This window comes from Hymenobacter defluvii, assembly GCF_017589435.1.
Classification (GTDB): domain Bacteria; phylum Bacteroidota; class Bacteroidia; order Cytophagales; family Hymenobacteraceae; genus Hymenobacter; species Hymenobacter profundi.
The window spans coordinates 201,118-221,515 of the sequence record NZ_JAGETX010000006.1; the positions used below are offsets into that span (position 1 = coordinate 201,118).

The 20,398-nt window shown below is 55.7% G+C and carries 15 protein-coding genes and 1 pseudogene; 11 read left to right on the top strand and 5 right to left on the bottom strand.

Annotated elements, in window-relative coordinates; all coding sequences use genetic code 11:
- Positions 1-109: 109 nt before the first annotated feature.
- The 7 genes from radC to J4D97_RS12790 all read left to right on the top strand — a co-directional run bounded on the left by radC (position 110) and on the right by J4D97_RS12790 (position 8,134).
- A complete protein-coding gene (gene radC / locus J4D97_RS12760; protein ID WP_208307898.1) occupies positions 110-853 on the top strand; it encodes a RadC family protein in 744 nt (247 codons plus the stop codon).
- Between the two features lie 81 nt (positions 854-934).
- Positions 935-1,552 carry a DUF1684 domain-containing protein gene (locus J4D97_RS12765; protein ID WP_208307899.1) on the top strand — a complete coding sequence of 206 codons (618 nt, stop codon included), beginning with the start codon at positions 935-937 and terminating at the stop codon, positions 1,550-1,552.
- Between the two features lie 355 nt (positions 1,553-1,907).
- The gene (gene pheT, locus J4D97_RS12770) at positions 1,908-4,430 is read left to right on the top strand and encodes a phenylalanine--tRNA ligase subunit beta (RefSeq protein WP_208307900.1); all 2,523 of its coding nucleotides are present in this window, start codon (positions 1,908-1,910) and stop codon (positions 4,428-4,430) included.
- Between the two features lie 261 nt (positions 4,431-4,691).
- On the top strand, positions 4,692-4,988 hold the full coding sequence (locus J4D97_RS12775) for a hypothetical protein (RefSeq protein ID WP_185282560.1): 297 nt from the start codon (positions 4,692-4,694) through the stop codon (positions 4,986-4,988).
- A gap of 37 nt (positions 4,989-5,025) precedes the next feature.
- Positions 5,026-5,316, top strand: a complete 291-nt coding sequence (locus tag J4D97_RS12780; RefSeq protein WP_185282561.1) for a cell division protein ZapA — start codon at positions 5,026-5,028, stop codon at positions 5,314-5,316.
- Positions 5,317-5,441: 125 nt separating this feature from the next.
- Entirely contained in the window at positions 5,442-7,106 is a 1,665-nt protein-coding gene (gene rny / locus J4D97_RS12785) for a ribonuclease Y (RefSeq protein WP_185282562.1), read from the top strand.
- Positions 7,107-7,453: 347 nt separating this feature from the next.
- Entirely contained in the window at positions 7,454-8,134 is a 681-nt protein-coding gene (locus J4D97_RS12790) for a hypothetical protein (protein WP_208307901.1), read from the top strand.
- Positions 8,135-8,280: 146 nt separating this feature from the next.
- Here J4D97_RS12790 and J4D97_RS12795 read toward each other — a convergent pair whose 3' ends face one another.
- The 4 genes from J4D97_RS12795 to J4D97_RS12810 form a co-directional block, all read right to left on the bottom strand.
- Positions 8,281-9,723 carry a TolC family protein gene (locus tag J4D97_RS12795; protein ID WP_208307902.1) on the bottom strand — a complete coding sequence of 481 codons (1,443 nt, stop codon included), beginning with the start codon at positions 9,721-9,723 and terminating at the stop codon, positions 8,281-8,283.
- On the bottom strand, positions 9,716-12,907 hold the full coding sequence (locus J4D97_RS12800; protein ID WP_208307903.1) for an efflux RND transporter permease subunit: 3,192 nt from the start codon (positions 12,905-12,907) through the stop codon (positions 9,716-9,718). Before J4D97_RS12800 ends, J4D97_RS12795 begins: the two co-directional genes overlap by 8 nt.
- Positions 12,908-13,037: 130 nt before the next feature.
- The gene (locus J4D97_RS12805; RefSeq protein ID WP_208307904.1) at positions 13,038-14,123 is read right to left on the bottom strand and encodes an efflux RND transporter periplasmic adaptor subunit; all 1,086 of its coding nucleotides are present in this window, start codon (positions 14,121-14,123) and stop codon (positions 13,038-13,040) included.
- 378 nt (positions 14,124-14,501) lie between these two features.
- Positions 14,502-15,905: a mercuric reductase gene (locus tag J4D97_RS12810; protein ID WP_208307905.1), complete on the bottom strand. Its 1,404-nt coding sequence runs from the start codon at positions 15,903-15,905 to the stop codon at positions 14,502-14,504.
- 151 nt (positions 15,906-16,056) lie between these two features.
- Here J4D97_RS12810 and J4D97_RS12815 point away from each other — a divergent pair, with 151 nt between their 5' ends.
- Together J4D97_RS12815 and J4D97_RS12820 are read left to right on the top strand one after the other, a co-directional pair.
- Positions 16,057-16,788 (top strand): hypothetical protein, encoded by a 732-nt coding sequence (locus J4D97_RS12815; protein WP_208307906.1) that lies wholly within the window; start codon positions 16,057-16,059, stop codon positions 16,786-16,788.
- A gap of 407 nt (positions 16,789-17,195) precedes the next feature.
- Positions 17,196-17,750, top strand: a complete 555-nt coding sequence (locus tag J4D97_RS12820) for a hypothetical protein (protein WP_208307907.1) — start codon at positions 17,196-17,198, stop codon at positions 17,748-17,750.
- Between the two features lie 57 nt (positions 17,751-17,807).
- Here the strand turns inward: J4D97_RS12820 and sucD are convergent, their stop codons facing one another.
- Positions 17,808-18,701: a succinate--CoA ligase subunit alpha gene (gene sucD, locus J4D97_RS12825; protein WP_208307908.1), complete on the bottom strand. Its 894-nt coding sequence runs from the start codon at positions 18,699-18,701 to the stop codon at positions 17,808-17,810.
- Positions 18,702-18,926: 225 nt separating this feature from the next.
- Here sucD and J4D97_RS12830 point away from each other — a divergent pair.
- A pseudogene (locus J4D97_RS12830) lies at positions 18,927-19,901 on the top strand (PLP-dependent cysteine synthase family protein); the annotation flags it as partial.
- 60 nt (positions 19,902-19,961) lie between these two features.
- A complete protein-coding gene (locus tag J4D97_RS12835) occupies positions 19,962-20,363 on the top strand; it encodes a response regulator (protein ID WP_185282590.1) in 402 nt (133 codons plus the stop codon).
- The last annotated feature ends 35 nt before the right edge of the window (positions 20,364-20,398 follow it).

Here is a 20,398-nt window from a genome sequence, read left to right on the forward strand (position 1 = left end):
CAGCCACCAAACGGCCGCGTGAGGGTAGACGAAAGAACGGAGATTTTACTGTATGCTGGCCGGTACTATGTTTGCTTACCGGAGACATGTAATTTCACACAGGTGTACAATGAATCCGGTAAATAGTTTAGCCGACGAGCAGCTTCCTACTCATACGTACTCGGCGCCTACCTCCTTCAGCATCAAGAGTTGGGCCGAGGAAGACCGCCCCCGCGAAAAGCTGCTGGCCAAAGGCCGTGCTGCCCTCTCCGACGCCGAGCTGATGGCCATTTTGCTGGGCTCGGGCACGGCCAAGCTTTCGGCGGTAGACGTAGCCAAACTGATTTTACAAGCCGTGGAGAATGATTTGAATGCACTAGCGAAGCTCTCGGTGAAGGAACTCATGCGCCACAAGGGCATCGGCGAGGCCAAGGCCATTACCATTGTGGCGGCCTTGGAGCTGGGTAGACGCCGCAAGGAAGCCACCGCCAGCCAGCGCACGGTTATCACCTGCTCCACCGACATCTACAACACCATCCGGCCCAACTTACAAGACTTGCCGCATGAAGAGTTTTGGGTGGTTTTACTGAATCGCGCCAACGTGGTGATGCGCAAGCAGCCCGTGAGCACCGGCGGCGTGGCCGGCACCGTGGCCGACCCCAAACTTATTTTCAAGCACGCCCTGGAGCAACTGGCTAGCAGCATCATCCTGGTACACAACCACCCCAGCGGCAACCGCAACCCCAGCGCCGCCGATATTGCCCTCACCCGCAAGCTCAAAGAAGCTGGCCAGTTCCTGGATCTGCCCATTTTGGACCATCTGATTTACACGGATTTAGGGTATTACAGCTTCGCGGATGAAGGGATGCTGTAATCTCAAAATCTATTTGCATTTACACTCAGCAGGATACCCAAAGAGCAGAAGGGCAAACAGAAGTGCCCTACCTTTGCCCCTGTGAAAATCAACCCGAAATTCTTTATTGGTCTGGGCCTGCTGCTGATTGTGGGCTACTTTCTGCAAGACTTGGTGCTGAGCGACAGCCAGTACATCATCGGCGTAAAGAAGAAACGCCAGGAAAAGGACGACTCGTTCCGGCGCGTTAGCGGCTCACCGCTCAGCCAGGCCCAGCGCGATACGTTCAAAGCTCTACCCTACTACGAGCCCGACCGCGCCTACCGCCTCGATGCGCAGTACCAGGGGTTTACCAAGCGCGACACGGCGCGCATGACTACCACCGGCGCGCAACCCGAAACCTACCTGCGCTGGGGTCAAGCCACTTTTATTCTGAATAAGCAGGAATATAAGTTGACGCTCTATCGTCGGGCCTTTGGCCCTGATACCACGCTGTTCATTCCCTTTGCCGACCGCACCAACGGCCTGGGTAGCTACGGCGGCGGCCGCTACCTCGACGCCGCCGTACCCGCCCCCGACGACACCGAAATCACACTCGATTTCAACCATGCCTACAATCCCTACTGCGCCTACAACAACAGCTTCGTGTGCCCCCTACCACCCGCTGAGAATAGGCTGAATGTAGAAATCCCAGCCGGCGAAAAGGCGTTTCACGAGTAGGGGTAGGGAACATACACCTGAAACCCGTCTGTCATCCTGAGTGGAGCGAAGGACCTTGTCACGTTAAAGCGAGTCGTTGTTACGTCCGTCGTTCTGCTGTGAGAAGATCCTCCGCTCCGCTCAGGATGACAGACGGGTTTTGGACGAAAGAACTTCGGTGCTGTAGATAGGTTCCGATAAACAAGCAAAAAGCTAGGGCAGGCTGCGTTTCGGGCAGCCTGCCAAATCCCTACCTTTGCGGGCAGCATCAGTTGTCGGATGCTGGTTGTTGGTTGCCAAATGATGTGTATTCGCGTCACTCAAAACGGATAACTAACAACTATTACCTGACAACGAACAACTAGCAAATGACCCCATGAAAATATCATACGACTGGCTCCGTACGCTCATCCCTACCACCCAATCGGCCGAGGAAATCGGGAAGCTGCTGACCGGCTCCGGGTTGGAAGTGGAAGGCATTGAGGAGTTGGAAAGCGTGCCCGGTGGCCTGCGCGGCGTGGTGCTGGGCACCGTGCTCACCCGCGAAAAACACCCCGATGCCGATAAGCTCAGCCTGACCACCGTGGACGTAGGCGATGCCACCCCGCGCCAGATTGTATGCGGTGCGCCCAACGTGGCAGCCGGCCAAAAAGTGGTGGTGGCACTGGAAGGTGCTATGCTGCATCCTAGCAGCGGTGAGCCGTTCAAAATCAAGAAGTCCAAGATTCGCGGGGCGGCTTCTGAAGGCATGATTTGCGCTGAGGATGAAATTGGGCTGGGTGAGTCGCACGCTGGTATTATGGTGCTCGATACCGACTTGCCCAATGGCACGCCGGCCGCTGAGTACTTCGGATTGGGTTCCGATTCGGTATTTGAAATTGGCTTGACGCCCAACCGCGCCGACGCGGCCTCGCACTACGGCGTGGCCCGCGAGCTGCGCGCCTTACTACGCCAGCCCTGCTACCTGCCCGACGTAAGCGAGTTTCAGGTGCCAAATGATACAACGCCTGAATGGTTAGCTGAATCTTCTATCAGCGTTAAGATCGAAGACGAAGTTGCCTGCCCACGCTACGCCGGCTTGCTACTGGATAATGTGCAGGTAGGGCCGTCGCCGGAGTGGTTGCAGCGCCGGTTGCGCAGCATTGGCCTGTCGCCTATCAACAACGTGGTAGACGTGACCAACTTCGTGCTGCACGAGCTGGGTAACCCCCTGCACGCTTTTGATGCCGACCAGATTACGGGCAACCAGATTCGAGTGAAGCGGGCTGAAGCTGGCGAGAAGTTCGTAACGCTGGACGGCACGGAGCGCACCCTACAGGCCGCCGACTTGGTTATTGCCGATGCCAACGGCGCGCCCCTGGCGCTGGCCGGTGTGTTCGGGGGCAAGACCTCGGGTGTGAGCAACGCCACTACCCGCGTGTTCCTGGAAAGCGCCTATTTCGCGCCGGCCGTGGTGCGCAAAACTAGCCAGACCCACCAGCTCAAAACTGACGCTTCCTTCCGCTTCGAGCGCGGTACCGACCCCGATATGGTGCCGGTAGCCCTCAAGCGGGCGGCGCTGCTGTTGCAGGAAGTGGCCGGGGCGCGCATTGCCGCGCCGGTGGTCGACGAATATCCTACCCCCATTCAGCCTACGGAGGTGCGCCTGCGCCTACCCCGCGTAACTAAACTGGTAGGGCAGGAGATAGGCGAAGACCGCATCCGTCAGACACTGACGGATTTGGATATTGAAATTCAGGAGCAACCATCACCAGGTAATGCAATAGGGCAGGACCTGGCCGAGCATCTGACGCTCCTTTCCACTCAGCCAGCAGCCAACGACCAATCCGCAACGGAATGGCACCTGAAAATTCCGCCGCACAAGGTAGACGTGACCCGGGAGGCCGATGTGATTGAGGAAATTCTGCGCATCTACGGCTACAACAACGTGGCGCTACGTCCCTTCAACTCGGCTTCCTACCTCGCCAAGTTCCCGAACCCAGATCCAGAAGTATTGCGCCAGAACACGGCGCGGCTGCTCAGCGGGCAGGGCTATTCGGAGATTATCACCAACTCGCTCACCAACTCAGCTTACTTCGAGCAGAAGGGTGACCAGGACGCCACGCTGGTGCGCGTGCACAACTACAACAGCGCCGACCTCGACATCATGCGTCCCACGGTGCTGCACTCGGCCCTGGAAGTGGTGCGCTACAACCTCAACCGTCGTCAGAAAGACCTGAAGCTTTACGAATTCGGTAAAGCCTACTCGCAGAAGCCCGAGACGGGCAAGCACCAGGAGCAGAACAAGCTGGTGCTGCTGCTCACCGGCAACGCCTCTTCCGAAACCTGGCAGCACAAGGCAGAGAAAACTACCTTCCACGACCTGGCCGGGGCAGTGCAACAGGTGTTGGCCTCGCTGGGCTTCAGCAACTATGCCAGCCAGCCGGTGCAGCATCCCTACCTCGCGGGTGGGCTTACCTTGCTGGTGCAGAACCAGCCGGTGGTGCACCTGGGGGCCGTGTCGCCGGGCGTGCTCAAGCAGCTCGACGTGAACCAACCGGTGTGGTACGCCGAGTTGGACTGGGACTGGCTGGTGCGCAAGTACAAGAACACGCTGGTGGCCCGCGAGCTGCTCAAGTTCCCGGAGGTGCGCCGCGACTTGTCGCTGGTGGTAGACAAGACCGTGACGTTCGATCAGTTGCAGCAGATTGCGCGCCGCACCGAGAAGAAACTTCTGCACAGTCTGAACGTGTTCGACGTATACGAGGGCGAGAACCTGGGAGCAGGCAAGAAGTCCTACTCCGTGAGCTTCGCCCTGCAAGACCCTACCCAAACCCTCACCGACCAAGCCATCGACCAGGTGATGCAGCGCCTCATCCAGCAATTCGAGAAGCAGGCCGGCGCCCTGATTCGGAAGTAAGGATTGGTTTTTGGGGGAAGTCTGAATGTCATTTTGAACATTCTGCGCATCAAGCAGAGATGAGAAATCTCGCGTGCTGACGAATGGATAGTATTGTCATGTTCCATCTAGCGTCCGCTTATCGAAGCATCTCTACCGTTAGTAACCTCAACGGGTAGCAACAAAGCGGTAGAGATGCTTCGACAAGCGGACGCCAGATGGAGCATGACGTTCTAGTTTTATTCTTTCAGAAATTGTAGACAACTAATCTAAAACTGAAAAATGGCTTCCTCCCAGCAACTAGCCCAACTCGACCGCCTGGAGCGGCAAGTGAACAGCTTAGTGGCTGCCTATCAGCAGGTGCGGGAGGAATTGAGCGATGCCCAAACCACCATTGAGCAGCTGCGCGCCGATGTGCGCGACCGGGACCGGCAGCTCAAGGATTTCCAGAACCGGGAGAATATCGCTAAACTTGTCAATACCGTAGCAGAGAAACCTGCCCACGTCAACGAGCTGAAACTGCGCCTCAACGAATACATCCGCGAAATAGATAAGTGCCTTGCCTATTTGAAGGAGTAACGACCTATCCCCATCCACCTAAAAACGCACTGCTCGCATGAGCGACTTAGCCATAAAAATTCGTATTGCTGAACGGGAATATCCCATGCGCGTTGCCGCCCCCGATGAGGAGCGCCTGCGCATGGCCGGTAAGCTGCTGAATGAAAAGCTTAAGGAGTTCCGCGACCAGTACGGCATCCAGGACAAGCAAGACCTGTTGGCCATGATTGCCCTAACCACAATGGTCGACCGTCTGAAGGTCGGCAAGGAGAAGGACGGCACCGATGCAGCCCTTACCGAGCGCTTGGCGCGCTTGGACGAGCTGCTTTCGTCGCTGGTGCTGGGCTAATCGTAGCCCGGCTTCGGTTTCACGCTTACCCTACCCCCGTGGCAATCGGCCGTGCGGGTGGGCACGCGTTGGACTAGTTTTTTTGTTATGGTTTTTATATACCCCTTCCCCAAAAACCATAGCACATGTCACCCTATGTTTATATCGCGCTGGCTGCCGTCGTTGCCCTTGTGGCTGGCGTGTTTGTCGGCCGCCTGCTGGCCGGCAAGGCCCGGCAGGACCATGAGGCCGAGGCTCGCGCCCGCGCCCAACAGCTTCTGCAAGAAGCAGAAGAGAAAGCCAACCGCATCCGCGACGAGCGGATTCAACAGTCGAAAGACAAGTTTCGTACCCTCAAGCACGAGTTTGAGCAGGAAAGCCGCCGCCAAAAAGCTGAGCTGGACACTGAGTTGACCCAGCGCCGCCAAGCCGTGGTGGAGCAGGAGCAGAACATCAAGCAGCTCACGCAAACCACGCAAAAACAGCTCGACCAGATTCAGCGCAAAGAAAAAGAGCTGGATACCCTGCGCGACAAGCTCCAGAACGACGCCCAACAACAGCGCGACCGGCTGGATGCCCAGGAAGAAAAGCGCCAGACCACCCACGAAGCCCAGCTAGCGAAGCTGCAATTGCGTGAGGTAGAGGCCGAAGAGAAGGCCCGCCAAGTGCAGCAGCAGCTTGAAACCATTTCGGGGCTGACGGCCGCCGAGGCACGCGAGCAGCTGGTAGAATCGTTGAAAAACGAGGCGCAGCTGCAGGCATCCTCCTACATCAAAGACGTGGTGGCGCAAAGCAAGCTCACGGCTACCAAGGACGCCAAGAAAGTGGTGCTAGAAACCATTCAGCGCACGGCTGCCGAGCACGCCATTGAGAACTGCGTATCGGTGTTCAACATCGAGTCGGACGACGTGAAGGGCAAGATTATCGGCCGCGAGGGTCGGAACATTCGCGCTCTGGAAGCCGCTACCGGCGTGGAGATTATCGTGGATGATACGCCCGAGGCCATCATCATTTCGGGCTTCGACCCGGTGCGCCGCGAGGTGGCCCGCCTGAGCCTGCACTTGCTGGTGAAAGATGGCCGCATTCACCCCGCCCGCATTGAGGAGATTGTGGCCAAAACCCGCAAGAACATCGACGAGGAAATCGTGGAAATCGGGGAGAAAACCATCATCGACCTGGGCATTCACGGCCTGCACCCCGAGCTGGTGAAGATGGTCGGGCGCATGCGTTTCCGCTCGTCGTACGGCCAGAACCTGCTCCAGCACTCGCGCGAGGTAGCCAACCTGTGCGCCACCATGGCCGCCGAACTGGGCCTGAACGTGAAGCATGCCAAGCGCGCCGGCCTGCTCCACGACATCGGCAAGGTAAGCACCGAGGAACCCGAGCTGCCCCACGCCATCCTAGGCATGGAGATGGCCAAGAAGTACAAAGAGCACCCCGATGTGGTAAACGCCATCGGCGCCCACCACGACGAGATGGAGATGACGGCCATGATTGCGCCGCTGGTGCAGGCCTGCGACGCCATTTCGGGCTCGCGCCCCGGCGCCCGCCGCGAGATGATGGAAAGCTACATCAAGCGTCTGAAGCAGCTGGAAGAAACAGCTGTGTCGTTTGACGGGGTGTTGCAGTGCTACGCCATTCAGGCGGGTCGCGAGCTGCGCGTGATGGTGAATGCCGAGAACGTGACTGACGACCGCGCCCAGGAGTTGAGCTACGAGATTTCGCAGAAAATCGAGAAGGAAATGCAGTATCCCGGCCAGATCAAGATTACGGTCATTCGGGAGATGCGCGCCGTCGCTTACGCCAAGTAGGGTAGGGCAACAAGCCAAAAAAGGCCGCCGCAACGAGAGTTGCGGCGGCCTTTTTTGTGGTGAGTAAATTTTTTTCACAAATGCGCTAACTGCTTGCAACCTATGCCACTCGAGTTAGCTCTTGTATATGTATTATCCACTACACTATTCCTATCCGGCGATGGTCTGCCGGTTGTTGCGGAGCATGTTGCTACGCCAGCCAGCAGACCATCGCCTTTTATGTGTATGTATGACAATGTGTATATATGACAATCACACTACGCTGGGGTAAACGATTTACTCCATTAGGACTGCTGGCAGCCCTGAGTAGCTGTGTAGTGTATACTCCGATTCAACCCAGCGCACCTATGTTGCGCGATAAGGGGCAAGCCGAGGTGGCAGGTAGCGCCTACCTCTTCTCGGGCCGGTTGGAGGGCTCAGCTGCTTACTCGCCAATGCGCCATATAATAGTGCGTGCCGCGGGTACACTTCGCACCGACGGGCGCGACACAACATATTTCCGTACGCGCCAATTGGAGGTAGGGGCGGGTACTTATTGGGCTTTAGGGCGGAGGTGGCTGGTAGGAGGCTCGGCGGGCTACGGTTGGGGGCAGAGTGGCCGCGGGTTTCAGGATGCACATTATCTTCTTTTGTTCCAGCGCGATTCGACTATCACCTATCAATATAATGCGCGCTACGGCAAGCTGTTCGGCGATGTATTTGTGGCGTACGAGGATGGGCCTTTCACAATGGGGCTAGCCTATCGGCTTTCGCAAGTGCGTTTTACTACCCTCACCAACAACAACCAGCCTATTAGCCTGCGCCGAATGACGCGCAACGAGCCCATGCTGTTTATGCGCTTCGGTAACCGGCAAGGCGTATTACAGTGGGCCCAGCTGCAATTGACGCTCAACGCTTCGTGGTCGGCCGATCTGGTAAGGGGCTCAGCCCCAGTAGGCCCACTGATTACCGATGTGAAAGCCGGCGACTTATTCACTTCCATTGGAATTGTGGTATACCCGCACCGCTTCAAACGGGTGCAGTATTAAGTTCTTGCCTGTTCTTCCGAGATTCCTCGGCAAGTTCAGAAGCACGTTTTGGAGAAATTCTAAGCAGCCACACATTGGCACAAGCGAAAGCCCGCCCGGATTTTTCCGGGCGGGCTTTCGCTTGTGCCAATGTGTGGCTGCCTGCGTTACTGCTGCCAGCCGCCGCCTAGGGCGCGGTACACGTTCACAGTAGCGTTCAGCTGCTGCATCTTGGTTTCGATCAGGTCGAACTTTGATTCCAAAGCATCGCGCTGAGTGAACAGCACCTCTGTGTATTCGGCGCGTGCCGAGCGGAACAGGCTGTTGGAGATGGTAACAGACTGGTTCAAGGACTGCACCTCTAAGGCCTTTTCGTTGTAGCTCTGGGCCAGGTTGCTGATGTTGGCCAGCTCGTTTACTACCTCTACATAGGCGTTCAACACAGTGCGCTCGTAGTTGTAGGCAGCTTGGGTTTGCACGGCGTTGGCGCTGCCGTACACGGCTTTGATGCCGTTGCGGTTCACTAGCGGCGCCACCAGCTCGCCAGCCAGATTATAGAGCATCGACTCGGGAGTGGAAAACAGCAGGCCGGGCTTAAAGGCCTCGAAGCCTACCGAGCCAGTGATGCGCAGCGAGGGGTAGAAATTGGCGCGGGCTACTTGCACGTCTAGCTTGGCCGCCGCTAGGTTCTGCTCGGCCTGCCGGATATCGGGGCGGTTTTGCAGCAACTGCGACGGTACGCCGGTCTGGATAACCGTTGGTACTAAGTCATTGAACGTGGCGTCGTTGCGGACAATCGGGCGGGGGTAGCGGCCCGTTAGGAAGTTGATGCGGTTCTCGGTTTCGATGATGCGCTGCTGAATACCGTATTGCAGGCTGCGGGTGTTGTGCACCTGGGCCTCAAAACGCTGCACAGCTAGCTCGGTGGTGCGGGCCGATTCCTTTTGCAGCTTCACCAGCTCCAGCGCATTGGTCTGAATATCAATGTTCTGCTGCACAATCGCCAATTGATTGTCGAGAGCCAACAGCTCGAAATAGGAGTTGGCAATTTCGGCAATCAAGTTGGTGATGGTGAAGTTTCTACCCTCCACGCTCGACAGGTAGCGCAACGCCGCCGACTTGCGCGAGTTGCGCAGCTTGTGCCAAATATCCACTTCCCAGCTGGCAAAGGCGCCTACCCGGTAATTGGGCAGCGGGTCGGGGGTGCGGTGTTCGGGCTTGATGTTGATGGCCTCCTCGGTGGCGCCTTGCAGCGTGTAGCGGCCGGGGCGCTCGGCCTCGGCATTAGCGCCCAGACCCACGAAGGGTAGGTACTCACCTTTGCGAATCTGCACCTCATTGCGGGAAATCTGAATTTCCTGCAAGGCAATGTTCAGCTCCTGGTTGTGTTGTAGGGCCGTGTCGATCAGGGCTACCAGGTTAGGGTCGGTGAAGAACTGCCGCCACCGCACCTGAGCAGCGCTGGCGGTGTCCTGGGCCGTAGCACTATTGTAGCTGGCGGGAACCCGCCGGTTGGCATCTTTCACCACCAGCTCGGGCATTTTGCAGCTCCCTACCGCCAGCGACAAACAGGCTACACTTATATACTGATAAATGCGTTTTCTAAGCATGAGCTTCTACTTCTTCAACTAGCACGCGAGGCTCCACGCCTTCACTTATCGGATATTCATTTTCGTCCTGGATCAGCTTGCGGCCAGCGGCCAAGGTGCCAAATACATAGTACAGGCCGGGTACAATCACTACCCCGAACACGGTGCCGAACAGCATGCCGCCCAGCGCCGCCGTACCAATGGTGCGGTTGCCAATGGCACCCGCGCCAGTAGCCAGCACCAGCGGAATCAAGCCCGCAATGAAGGCGAAAGACGTCATCAGGATAGGCCGGAAACGAGCCTTAGCGCCGGCAATGGCCGCATCGCGGACCGACATGCCGTGCTCGTGCTCCTGCACCGCAAATTCTACAATCAGCACCGCGTTTTTGCCCAGCAAGCCTACCAGCATCACCAGTCCTACCTGGGCGTAGATGTTGTTGGCCAGGCCCAGCATCTTGATGAACAGGAACGACCCAAATATCCCCGCCGGCAGCGACAACACCACCGCCAACGGCAGCAGGAAGCTCTCGTACTGCGCGGCCAGCACCAGGTACACAAAGGCCAGCACCACCAAGAAGATGTAGATGGCCTCGTTGCCGCGGCTCACCTCGTCTTTCGACAAGCCGCCCCAGTCGATGTCGTAGCCACGGGGTAGGGTTTCGCGGGCCACTTCCTGCACCGCCTTGATGGCCTCACCCGAGCTGAAACCCGCTGCTGCATCGCCACGGATGGAGGCCGTGGTGTACATGTTATAACGGTTGATTTCGTTGGCACCTTGGGTCTTCACGATTTTCATGAAGGCCGAGAACGGCACCATCTCGCCCCGGTCGTTCTTCACCCACATATCCATCACGTCCTTGGGCAGCTTGCGGTACTCCGGCGAGGCCTGCACGTACACCTTAAAGAAGCGCTGGTATTTGATGAAGCCTAGCTCGTAGGTCGAGCCAATCATGATACTCAGTGTGTTCATGGCGTTGCCAATGCTCACACCTTTCTGCATGGCCAGTTGGTTATCGATCTGCAACTCATACTGCGGATAGTTGGCCGAGTAGAACGTAAACAGACCGGCCAGTTCCTTGCGCTTGTTCAAAGCCGCCATAAACTCCTCGTTCACTTTCTCCAGCGCCTTGTAATCGCCGGTGTTGGTTTTGTCGAGTAGTTGCAGCTGGAAACCGCCCGCCGCGCCGTAGCCCGGTACTGCTGGTGGCTCGAAGAATTCCACGGTCGCGCCGGGAATTTGCTTGGCCTTTTTCTCTAGCTCCTCCACAATGTCGTGGATGGATTCCTTGCGCTCCGACCACGGCTTAAGGTTAATCAAGCACGTGCCGGCGTTGGAGCCCCTACCTTCCGTAAGCACCTCGTAGCCCGCTAGGGTAGAGATGCTCTGGATGCCGGGCACGTCCTTGGCCAGCTCATAGAGACGCTGCGAAATGTCATTGGTGCGCTCTAGTGTAGAGCCGGGCGGCGTCTGAATGATGGCGTAGAGCATGCCCTGGTCCTCGCTCGGGATAAAGCCCGAAGGTAGGGTAGAGGAGATGCCGAAGATGCCCAGCCCGAAAATAATCAGGATGCCGAACGTAAACACCCGCCGGTCAACCACCTTTTCTAGCAGGTTCGTGTAGCGGCCGGTCAGCTTCTCGAAACCGCGGTTAAACCAGTCGATAAAGCGGTTGATGGGTGTCTTTTTGCGCGGCTGACCGTGGTTATTCTTCAGAATCATAGCGCACAACACCGGCGTCAGCGTGAGGGCCACAACACCGGAGATGACGATAGACGTAGCCATCGTAATCGAGAACTGACGGTAGAAAATACCCACCGGACCGCTCATGAAGGCTACAGGCACAAACACCGCCGTCATTAAAATGGTGATGGCGATGATGGCGCCGCTGATTTCGCCAATTACCTCGCGCACCGCGCCGTATGGCGACAGGTGCTTTTCCTCCATCTTGGCGTGCACGGCTTCCACCACCACAATGGCGTCGTCGACCACAATACCAATGGCCAACACCAACGCAAAGAGCGTTATCATGTTAATGGTGAGGCCAAACGCCTGCATCGCCACAAACGCGCCTACCAACGAAACCGGAACCGCAATGATAGGGATGAGGGTAGAGCGCCAGTCGCCCAGGAACAGGAACACCACCAGCGCCACCAGAATAAAGGCATCGCGCAGGGTGTGAATTACGTTTTCCGTCGACGCATCCAGGAAGTTCGATACGTCGTAGCTGATTTTGTAGTCCATGCCGGGCGGCATGGTTTTCTTCAGCTCTTCCAGCTTGGCTTTCACCGACTTAATGACCTCCGTAGCGTTACTGCCGTAGGTTTGCTTCAGCACAATAGCAGCCGAGGGGTAGCCGTCGAGGTTGGAGTAGATGTCGTAGAATTCCGAACCCAGCTCCACGTTGGCAATGTCCTTCAGGTGTAGAATCTCACCATCAGGATTGGCCTTGATAATCACGTTCTTGTACTGCTCCACATCGTTGAAGCGGCCTTGGTAGGTGAGTACGTATTCCAGGGCTTCGGCCCTACCTCCGTCGGAGCGGCCAATACGACCCGGCGAACCAATCACGCTTTGGTCGTCAAGTGCCTTCATCACGTCGTCGGCCGACACGTTATAGGCGCGCATACGGTCGGGCTTCAGCCAGATGCGCATGGCATACTGCCGGCTACCCAGGATGCTGGCCCGGCCAATGCCGTTGATGCGCTGGATTTCGGGTATCATGTTCACCCCTGCAAAGTTGAACAGGTACTTCATGTCCGTGTTCTTGTCTTTGCTGTACAGGTTCACGTACATCAGCATGTTGGGCACCACGCGGTTCACAATCACGCCTTCGCGCTGCACCAGCACTGGCAAGCGGTTGAGCACCTGCGCAATACGCGTGTTCACGTTTACCACGGCTTGGTCGGGGTCGGTGCCTAGGTTGAAGACAATCTGGATATTGGCCTCGCCAGCACTCACGGCGTCAGAGGTCATGTACTTCATGCCGGGCACGCCATTCACGGCCTGCTCCAGCGGAATAAGCACCGACTCCGTGAGCACCTTGGCGCTAGCGCCAGGGTAAGCCGCCGACACCATCACCATGGGCGGCGAAATCTCGGGAAACTGCGACGTAGGCAGCGTATTGATGGCCATGATGCCCAGGAACACAATCACCACCGAAATCACGATGGCAAAGACTGGCCTGCGAATGAATTTACTGAACATAGAATGCTGATTTTTAGCTGATGGCTATTAGCTGTCAGCCGTTAGCTTTTCGTTGAGAAGAAACAGCCTGCATTTTGTCTGAGCAGAAGCTAACAGCTAACGGCCACCAGCTAACAGCTCATAAAAGCACCTATTCGGAGTACACTTTCAGGTGCGAAATCACCTTCTCCGGCTTCTCGTACTCGTACTTGATTTTCTCGCCGTCTTTCACCTTTCGAATGCCTTCCAGCATAATCCGGTCGTCGGGTTTCAGGCCATCGGTAATGATGTATAGGTCAGGCATTTCAGAGCCTACCGTTACCTCGCGCTGGTGCACGTGCTTGTCCTTGTCCACCACGTACACAAACTTTTTCTCCAGCACCTCGAACGTGGCTTTCTGGGGGATGATGAGGGCGTTTTTGAGCGGTACCGTCATCAGCACGCTACCCGTTTCGCCATTGCGCAGCAGGCTCTTGGGGTTAGGAAAAGTAGCCCGAAAGGCAATGTTACCGGTCTCGTTATTGAAGTCAGCTTCAATGGTTTGCACTACGCCAGGTTGTGGGTACACCTGGTTGTTGGCCATCAATAAGTTTACCTTTTCCAGGTTGTTGGTCTTAGCCTCCTTGTAAGCCAAATACTCGGCTTCGGGCACGTTGAAATACACCCACATCTTGCTGTTATCCGACAGCGTCGTGAGCAGGTCGCCTTCGTCTACGAGGCTACCCAGCCGGGCCTGAAAGTGGTCCATGATGCCGTTGAACGGCGCCCGAATGGTGGTAAAGCCCAGGTGCGTTTGGGCCAGGGCCACATCAGCTTTGGCCTTGTCGTACTTGGCTTCGGCCAGCGCCAACTCACTCTTCGACACCACGTTGTTGTCGGCCAAGCGCTTGGTGTTCTGGTATTCCAGATTCACGTAGTTCGCCTCGGCCTGCGACTTTTTCAACTCGGCCTGGTAGATCATGGGCATGATCTGAAACATGAGTTGCCCCTGCTTCACGGTCTGCCCCTCATCCACGAAAATCTTTTGGAGGTAGCCCTTCTCCAGCGCCCGCAGCTCAATGTGCTGGATGGAGTGAATCTGCGCCACGTACTCTTTGGTAATGGTGGTGTCTTTTTGCAAAGGGCTGGTAACCAGATACTCTACCTTTTCTTCCTTTTCTTCTTTTTTGTCCGCGCAGCTTGTGAAACCATACAAGCCGCACCAGCTCACGAACATGAGCATGAACACTTTTTTCATAAGAACTTGGGGTAATATGACAGACAGTTGACGATGCCAGAAATAATGGCGGTGGGTAGGGTAGGGCGGATAAAAGAGCGGTTTTGGAATGCGCTAAAAAGGAGTGTCGCCAGGGTTGGTAGGCGAGGTTGATGCTACAAAGCAAGCATCGCTACATGAAGCCGGTATGAAGCATCGTGCCCCGCGTAGAGGAAATTCTACTATTCTTCGTGACCTCCAACGCATGTTCTATAGCTGCTTTTTCTGCACTGAATCAGTAGCAATAAGTAGTTGTAAGACAGTATTTTAGGGCATAAAAAAAGCGGTTATGCAGCGCACAGCGCTGCATAACCGCCAAAACAAATTCCTCGGAGAGGTAGTGGCTTATTTACTCAGGTATTACTTCTTCTTTGGGTTTTCGAGTTTTGAGAATAGGTTGTTCAAAGCTTCCGCCCAGGTAGGGTGAGCAAAAATCATATCCTGGAGCATCTCGCAAGTGATGTTGCCGTGCATAGCCAGTTGGAGCATCGACATAATCTCGCCGCCTTGCTCGCAGAACACGGCCGTGCCCAAGATACAGTCGGTCTTGCCATCTACCAGCACCTTGATAAAGCCCTCCGTAAAGCCTGTTTGCTGGGCGCGGCCAATAGTTTTAACCGGCATGTTGGCCACCCGATAATCCAACTTTTGCTCCTGAGCCTCGTGCTCCGAAAGGCCAATGCGGCCAAGCTGTGGCTCCGTGAACACCACGTACGGTACATCACGGCCTTTTTTCGAGCGGTTTTTACCTTTCAGAATATTGTCGCGCACGATGCGGTAGTCGTCGTAGCTCATGTGGGTGAACTGGGGTCCACCGTGCACATCGCCCAGCGCGTAAATACCGCGTACATTGGTGTGGAACTGGTCGTCGACCAATACGTAGCCGCGGTCATCGGTTTCTACCCCGGCTTTGTCGAGGCCCAGCTCTTTGGTGTTGGGTTCCCTACCCACCGCCACCAGCACGTGCGAGCCTCGCAAACGCCGTTCCCCGTCAGGAGTATTTACCGATACTGTAAACTGCTTTTCGGCATTCTGCGAAACCCGGTGTGCTTGTGAACCAAGCAGAAACTGCACGCCTTCGCTCTCCAACAACTGTTGCATGGCCTCGCACACGTCTGCGTCTTCGCGCTCCAGCACCACATCCGACGACTCTACAATCGTCACCTCACAGCCCAAGCGCCGGTAGAGCTGGCTGAATTCCAGACCGATATACCCACCACCAATAATAATCAGGTGCTCGGGCTTGTCCTTTAGATCCAGAATAGTGGTAGGCGTCAGGAAATCGGTTTCCTGTAGCCCATCAATCTTGGGAATAGCGGCGCGAGTACCAGTGTTGATGAAAATAAGTGGGGCTGTCAGTGTTTCTGCGCCGCCCGTAGTAAGGGTCACGCTGAGCGTGTGAGGCGCCGTGAAGCTAGCGTGCCCGTCGAAGAGCTGCACGGGGTTTTCCTGGTCCGTCAGGTTTTCGTGGATGCCTTGGCGGAGCTTTTCCAATAGAGCGTCCTTGCGCTCCACAATGGTCGGCAGGTCGATGGCTTCCACTTCCACATCAATCCCATACGACGCATCGGTGTAAGCGTGGTGTGCCCGTTCAGACGACGCCAGCAGGGTTTTGGTGGGCACGCAACCGTAGTTGATGCAGGAGCCACCCAACAGGTTTTTCTCAACCAGGGCCACGCGGCGGCCCTCTTTGACGAAAGCAGTTGCTAACGGATTACCGGCCTGGCCGGAGCCAATTATAATAACATCGAAAGATTCGGGCATAAAAGCAGAACTTTAGGCGACAAAACCAGCAAACTGGCTCGTAGCCGTGCGCTTGCATTGGACAGCTATACGAAGCTCAGCCGTTGACGGCTAGGCGGTATACCGTAAAAATTTGCTGGTTTTGGCCTCATTTTCGCCCGCTTTCGGCTGTATGCTGCTTTTCGCTCGTTTTCTTGTTCTGCTGCTCCTGTTAGGACTGTCCAGTTGCGCTTCGCTTTATTTCCCGCCGCCGCCACAAGTGCCGTTGCTCACGCAGCAAGGCGAGTTCAGCGGGGGGATACATTCCAATTTTGGCGGCAATACCTCGTTGCAGGGAGCCTACGCCGTCACCAACGGATTAGGAGTGATGGGCTCGGCCTCGTTTCTGCATAGGAACAAGCCCAAGAAGGCCGAAAACTTCGACTTCTTCGAGGCGGGTGCCGGCTACTTCACTCGCCTACCCGACCAGCGGGTGCTGGAAATCTATGGTGGCTACGGCCTGGGCTCCTCCGACCGCACCGACCGTACGCGCGAGGGTGTAGTAGAGCAGCGCCAAGAAGGCAACCTGAACAAGCTGTTTTTGCAGGTGAACTACAGTGCCAAGAAGCACCAGACGTTGCACCTATTCGGCAATCATTTCCCCCTCAGCTATGGCACTGCCCTACGCCTGAGCCACGTGGAACTGAGCAACTTCAAGCTTGATGGGGTAACTGCACCTGGCGAGGATAATATTTTCCTGGAACCCATCACGTTCACCCGCGTGCAGGTGCTGGGGCCGGTGCAGCTGCAACTCATCAGCGGCGGCAACTTCGGCCTGAAGCACCGCAAGTACCTGCGGGCGGCCAACGCGGTGTTTCAACTGGGGGTAGTCGTGAATTTGGGTGGGCAGGAGGGTAGGAGGTAGGAAAGAGGAAGTCTAATATTTCTCCCTTGATATTCTATTTAATGCACTATTAATCATTATTTTGTAAAGCGTTTTGTTTGTTTCGTCGACAATCAAGGAAGTCTTAAAAATCAATTAGTTCGTTTTTTTGCTGTAATCTATACCATCTTCTTTGTGCTGTACACTTTTGTGCTGTACACTTTTGTGCTGTACACTTACAAGAAGATGCTATGCTACCTTATTCTATTCTTGCTACCACTCGGGTCTGCATTTGTGGGCTTCTACTAGCTGGTTGTGGCGTATATGTGCCCATGCAGCCAGCGATGCCACTGGTATCCACTCAGGATCCGGTAGAGCTACATGCTTCTGTGCAATACGATGGCCATGTAGAGGCAATGGGAGCTTACACACCCTTGCCGCATGTACTGATGACTGTAGCCGCTGCTATGGCCATAAAGCTGGGTGAACAGAATTACCTAGTAAATAGACAAGCTGAGATAGGTCTAGGGACCTATTGGAAGCTGGGAAACAAATGGTTACTGAATGGTATAGGTGGTGCGGGCACAGCTTATGGAGAAAGAAAGGAGAGTGGCTTTTTTAGTTCAGGTTATAATAGGGGTAATTACCAGAAGCTTTTTGGGCAGGCAGGCCTAGCATACCAAAAGCATAAAGGTGCTGTCGGCATAACCTATAGGCTTGGTCGGATATACTATCGAAATATTCAGCATAATGATGGTAGACCCATTCCACTCTTTCGTGATACGCGTCATGAATACAGCCTATTTTATCGTCATGCGCTCGGCAATCAGCAGAAATGGTACGTGCAATCTATTTTAGGATTATCACTAAGCTCTTTGCGGCCATCTGACGATAATTATAGACCATTTGCCTCTGATAAGTGGTTTGCAGCTGGTGGAGGAGAGTATTTATTTAGTATTGGTGCAGTTTGGCGACCTAGTATAAGCGCGCGAAAAAGTCAATAGCAAGAAAAAAGCTCCGGCAATTGCCGGAGCTTTTTTCTTGCTAAATACAGTGCAGACTTACGCCTCTACCTTCTCGCCATTCAGTACTTTCAGCATGGTCTCGCCGATGTTAGCGGGCGAATCCACCACGTGGATGCCGCACTCACGCATGATGGCCATTTTGGCAGCAGCCGTATCGTCGGCGCCGCCTACGATGGCACCGGCGTGGCCCATGCGGCGGCCGGGAGGGGCCGTCTGGCCGGCAATGAAGCCAACGACGGGTTTCTTGTTACCGGTTTCTTTAATCCAACGGGCTGCCTCAGCTTCCATACCGCCGCCGATTTCGCCAATCATCACGATGCCCTCAGTTTCGGGGTCGTTCATGAGCAGCTCTACCGCTTCTTTGGTGGTGGTGCCGATGATGGGGTCGCCACCGATGCCGATGGCCGTGGTCTGGCCCAGGCCAGCTTTGGTGAGCTGGTCAACGGCTTCGTAGGTCAACGTGCCCGACTTCGACACAATACCTATTTTGCCTTTCTGGAAGATGAAGCCCGGCATGATGCCCACTTTGCACTCGCCGGCAGTCATCACGCCAGGGCAGTTGGGGCCAATCATGCGCACGCCCACACGATCTTTGAGGTAGTGCTTCACGGCAATCATGTCCTTGGTAGGGATGCCTTCTGTGATGGTCACAATTACTTTGATGCCAGCATCAGCGGCTTCCAGGATAGCATCGGCGGCGAAAGCCGGGGGCACGAAAATGATGCTGACATCGGCGCCGGTTTCGCGTACAGCGTCGGCTACGGTGTTGAACACCGGCCGGTCGAGGTGCTGCTGACCACCCTTGCCGGGCGTTACGCCACCCACCACGTTGGTGCCGTACTCAATCATTTGCTGCGCATGAAACGAGCCTTCAGAGCCGGTGAAGCCCTGCACAATCACTTTGGAATCCTTGTTAACCAGAACACTCATTAGGAAATGGGTTTAAGGGAGATATTCGCTGGAACGACAGCTGCCCGTCGGGGCGGCCGTGCACAAAAGTAGGTTTTATTTATAGGCGGCACAAAGCCCGCCGCAATGTGGGTTGTTGCAGCTCTCTTTTGCACCGAAGCAAACGCAAGAAAGTGCATATGGCACCAATCGGCCCGCCGAAAATCCGTACCTTTGCGGCCTAAATTGCCCACCCCACCCCAGGCTATGTATCTGAATAACATCACCGAAGCTATCGGTAACACCCCCCTCGTTAAGCTCCAGAAAGTCACGGAAGGCATCCGGGGCACGGTACTAGCGAAGGTAGAATATTTCAATCCCGGCAACTCGGTGAAAGACCGCATGGCGGTGAAAATGATTGACGACGCCGAAAAAGCAGGCATTCTAAAGCCCGGCGGCACCATCATCGAAGGCACTAGCGGCAACACGGGCATGGGCCTGGCGTTGGCCGCCATTGCCAAAGGCTACAAGTGCATCTTCACGATGAGCGACAAGCAAGGCCAGGAAAAGCGCGACATTCTGAAGGCCGTGGGGGCAGAAATCATTATTTGCCCCACCAACGTGGCCCCCGACGATCCGCGCTCTTACTACTCGGTGGCGCGCAAGCTGAACGCGGAAATTCCGAACTCGTTCTACCCCAACCAGTACGACAACCTCTCCAACACCGCGGCCCACTACGAAACCACCGGCCCCGAAATCTGGCAACAAACCGAAGGCAAGATTACGCACTTTGCGGCCGGGGTAGGCACGGGCGGCACCATCAGCGGCATCAGCAAATACCTGAAGGAGCAGCACGCCGGCGTGGTGACGGTAGGGCTGGACACCTACGGTTCGGTATTCAAGAAATACAAGGAGACGGGTATTTTCGACGAAAACGAAATCTACCCCTACAAAACGGAGGGCATCGGCGAAGACATTCTGCCGAAGAACGTCGACTTCGACCTGATTGACTTGTTCATTAAGGTAGCTGACAAGGACGCGGCCGTGATGACGCGCCGCCTGGCCCGCGAAGAAGGGCTGTTTGTGGGCTGGTCGTGCGGCTCGGCGGTGTACGGCGCGTTGGAGTACGCCCGCGAGCATCTCACCGAGGAGGATACGATGGTAGTGGTACTACCCGACCACGGCACGCGCTACTTGGCCAAGGTGTACAACGACGACTGGATGCGCGAACAAGGCTGGCTATAGGCTAACCTACAATCAGCTATATTTGATAGATGCCGCTGCTAGCGAGTCACCAAACTTATGTCGAAGAAACTGCGCAATATCGTTCTGGTGGACGACAATGAAACCACCAGCTTCCTGAACAACCGTCTGTTAAATCGTTTGGGAGTAGCCGATACCATCCACACGTTCACACAAGCCGAACCGGCCTATGAGTTTCTGTGGGGTGCCAACCGTGGTGGCGAAGCTATTCCGGAGCTGGTATTTGTTGATTTGAAGATGCCCGGCATCGACGGCTTCGAGTTCCTGCGCATGTACGACCGGCTACCCACCGACATCAAGCAACAAACGGTGCTCACGGTGCTTACCACGTCCATGCACGCCGCCGATACGGCCCGCGTGGCTCAGTACGAAGGGGTGGAATACCTAGCAAAGCCGCTGACGGAGGAAAAGATGCAGAAGCTACTGGAAAAGCGGTTTTAGTCTTTAGAAACTAAAAAAAGCGTGTCATCCTGAGC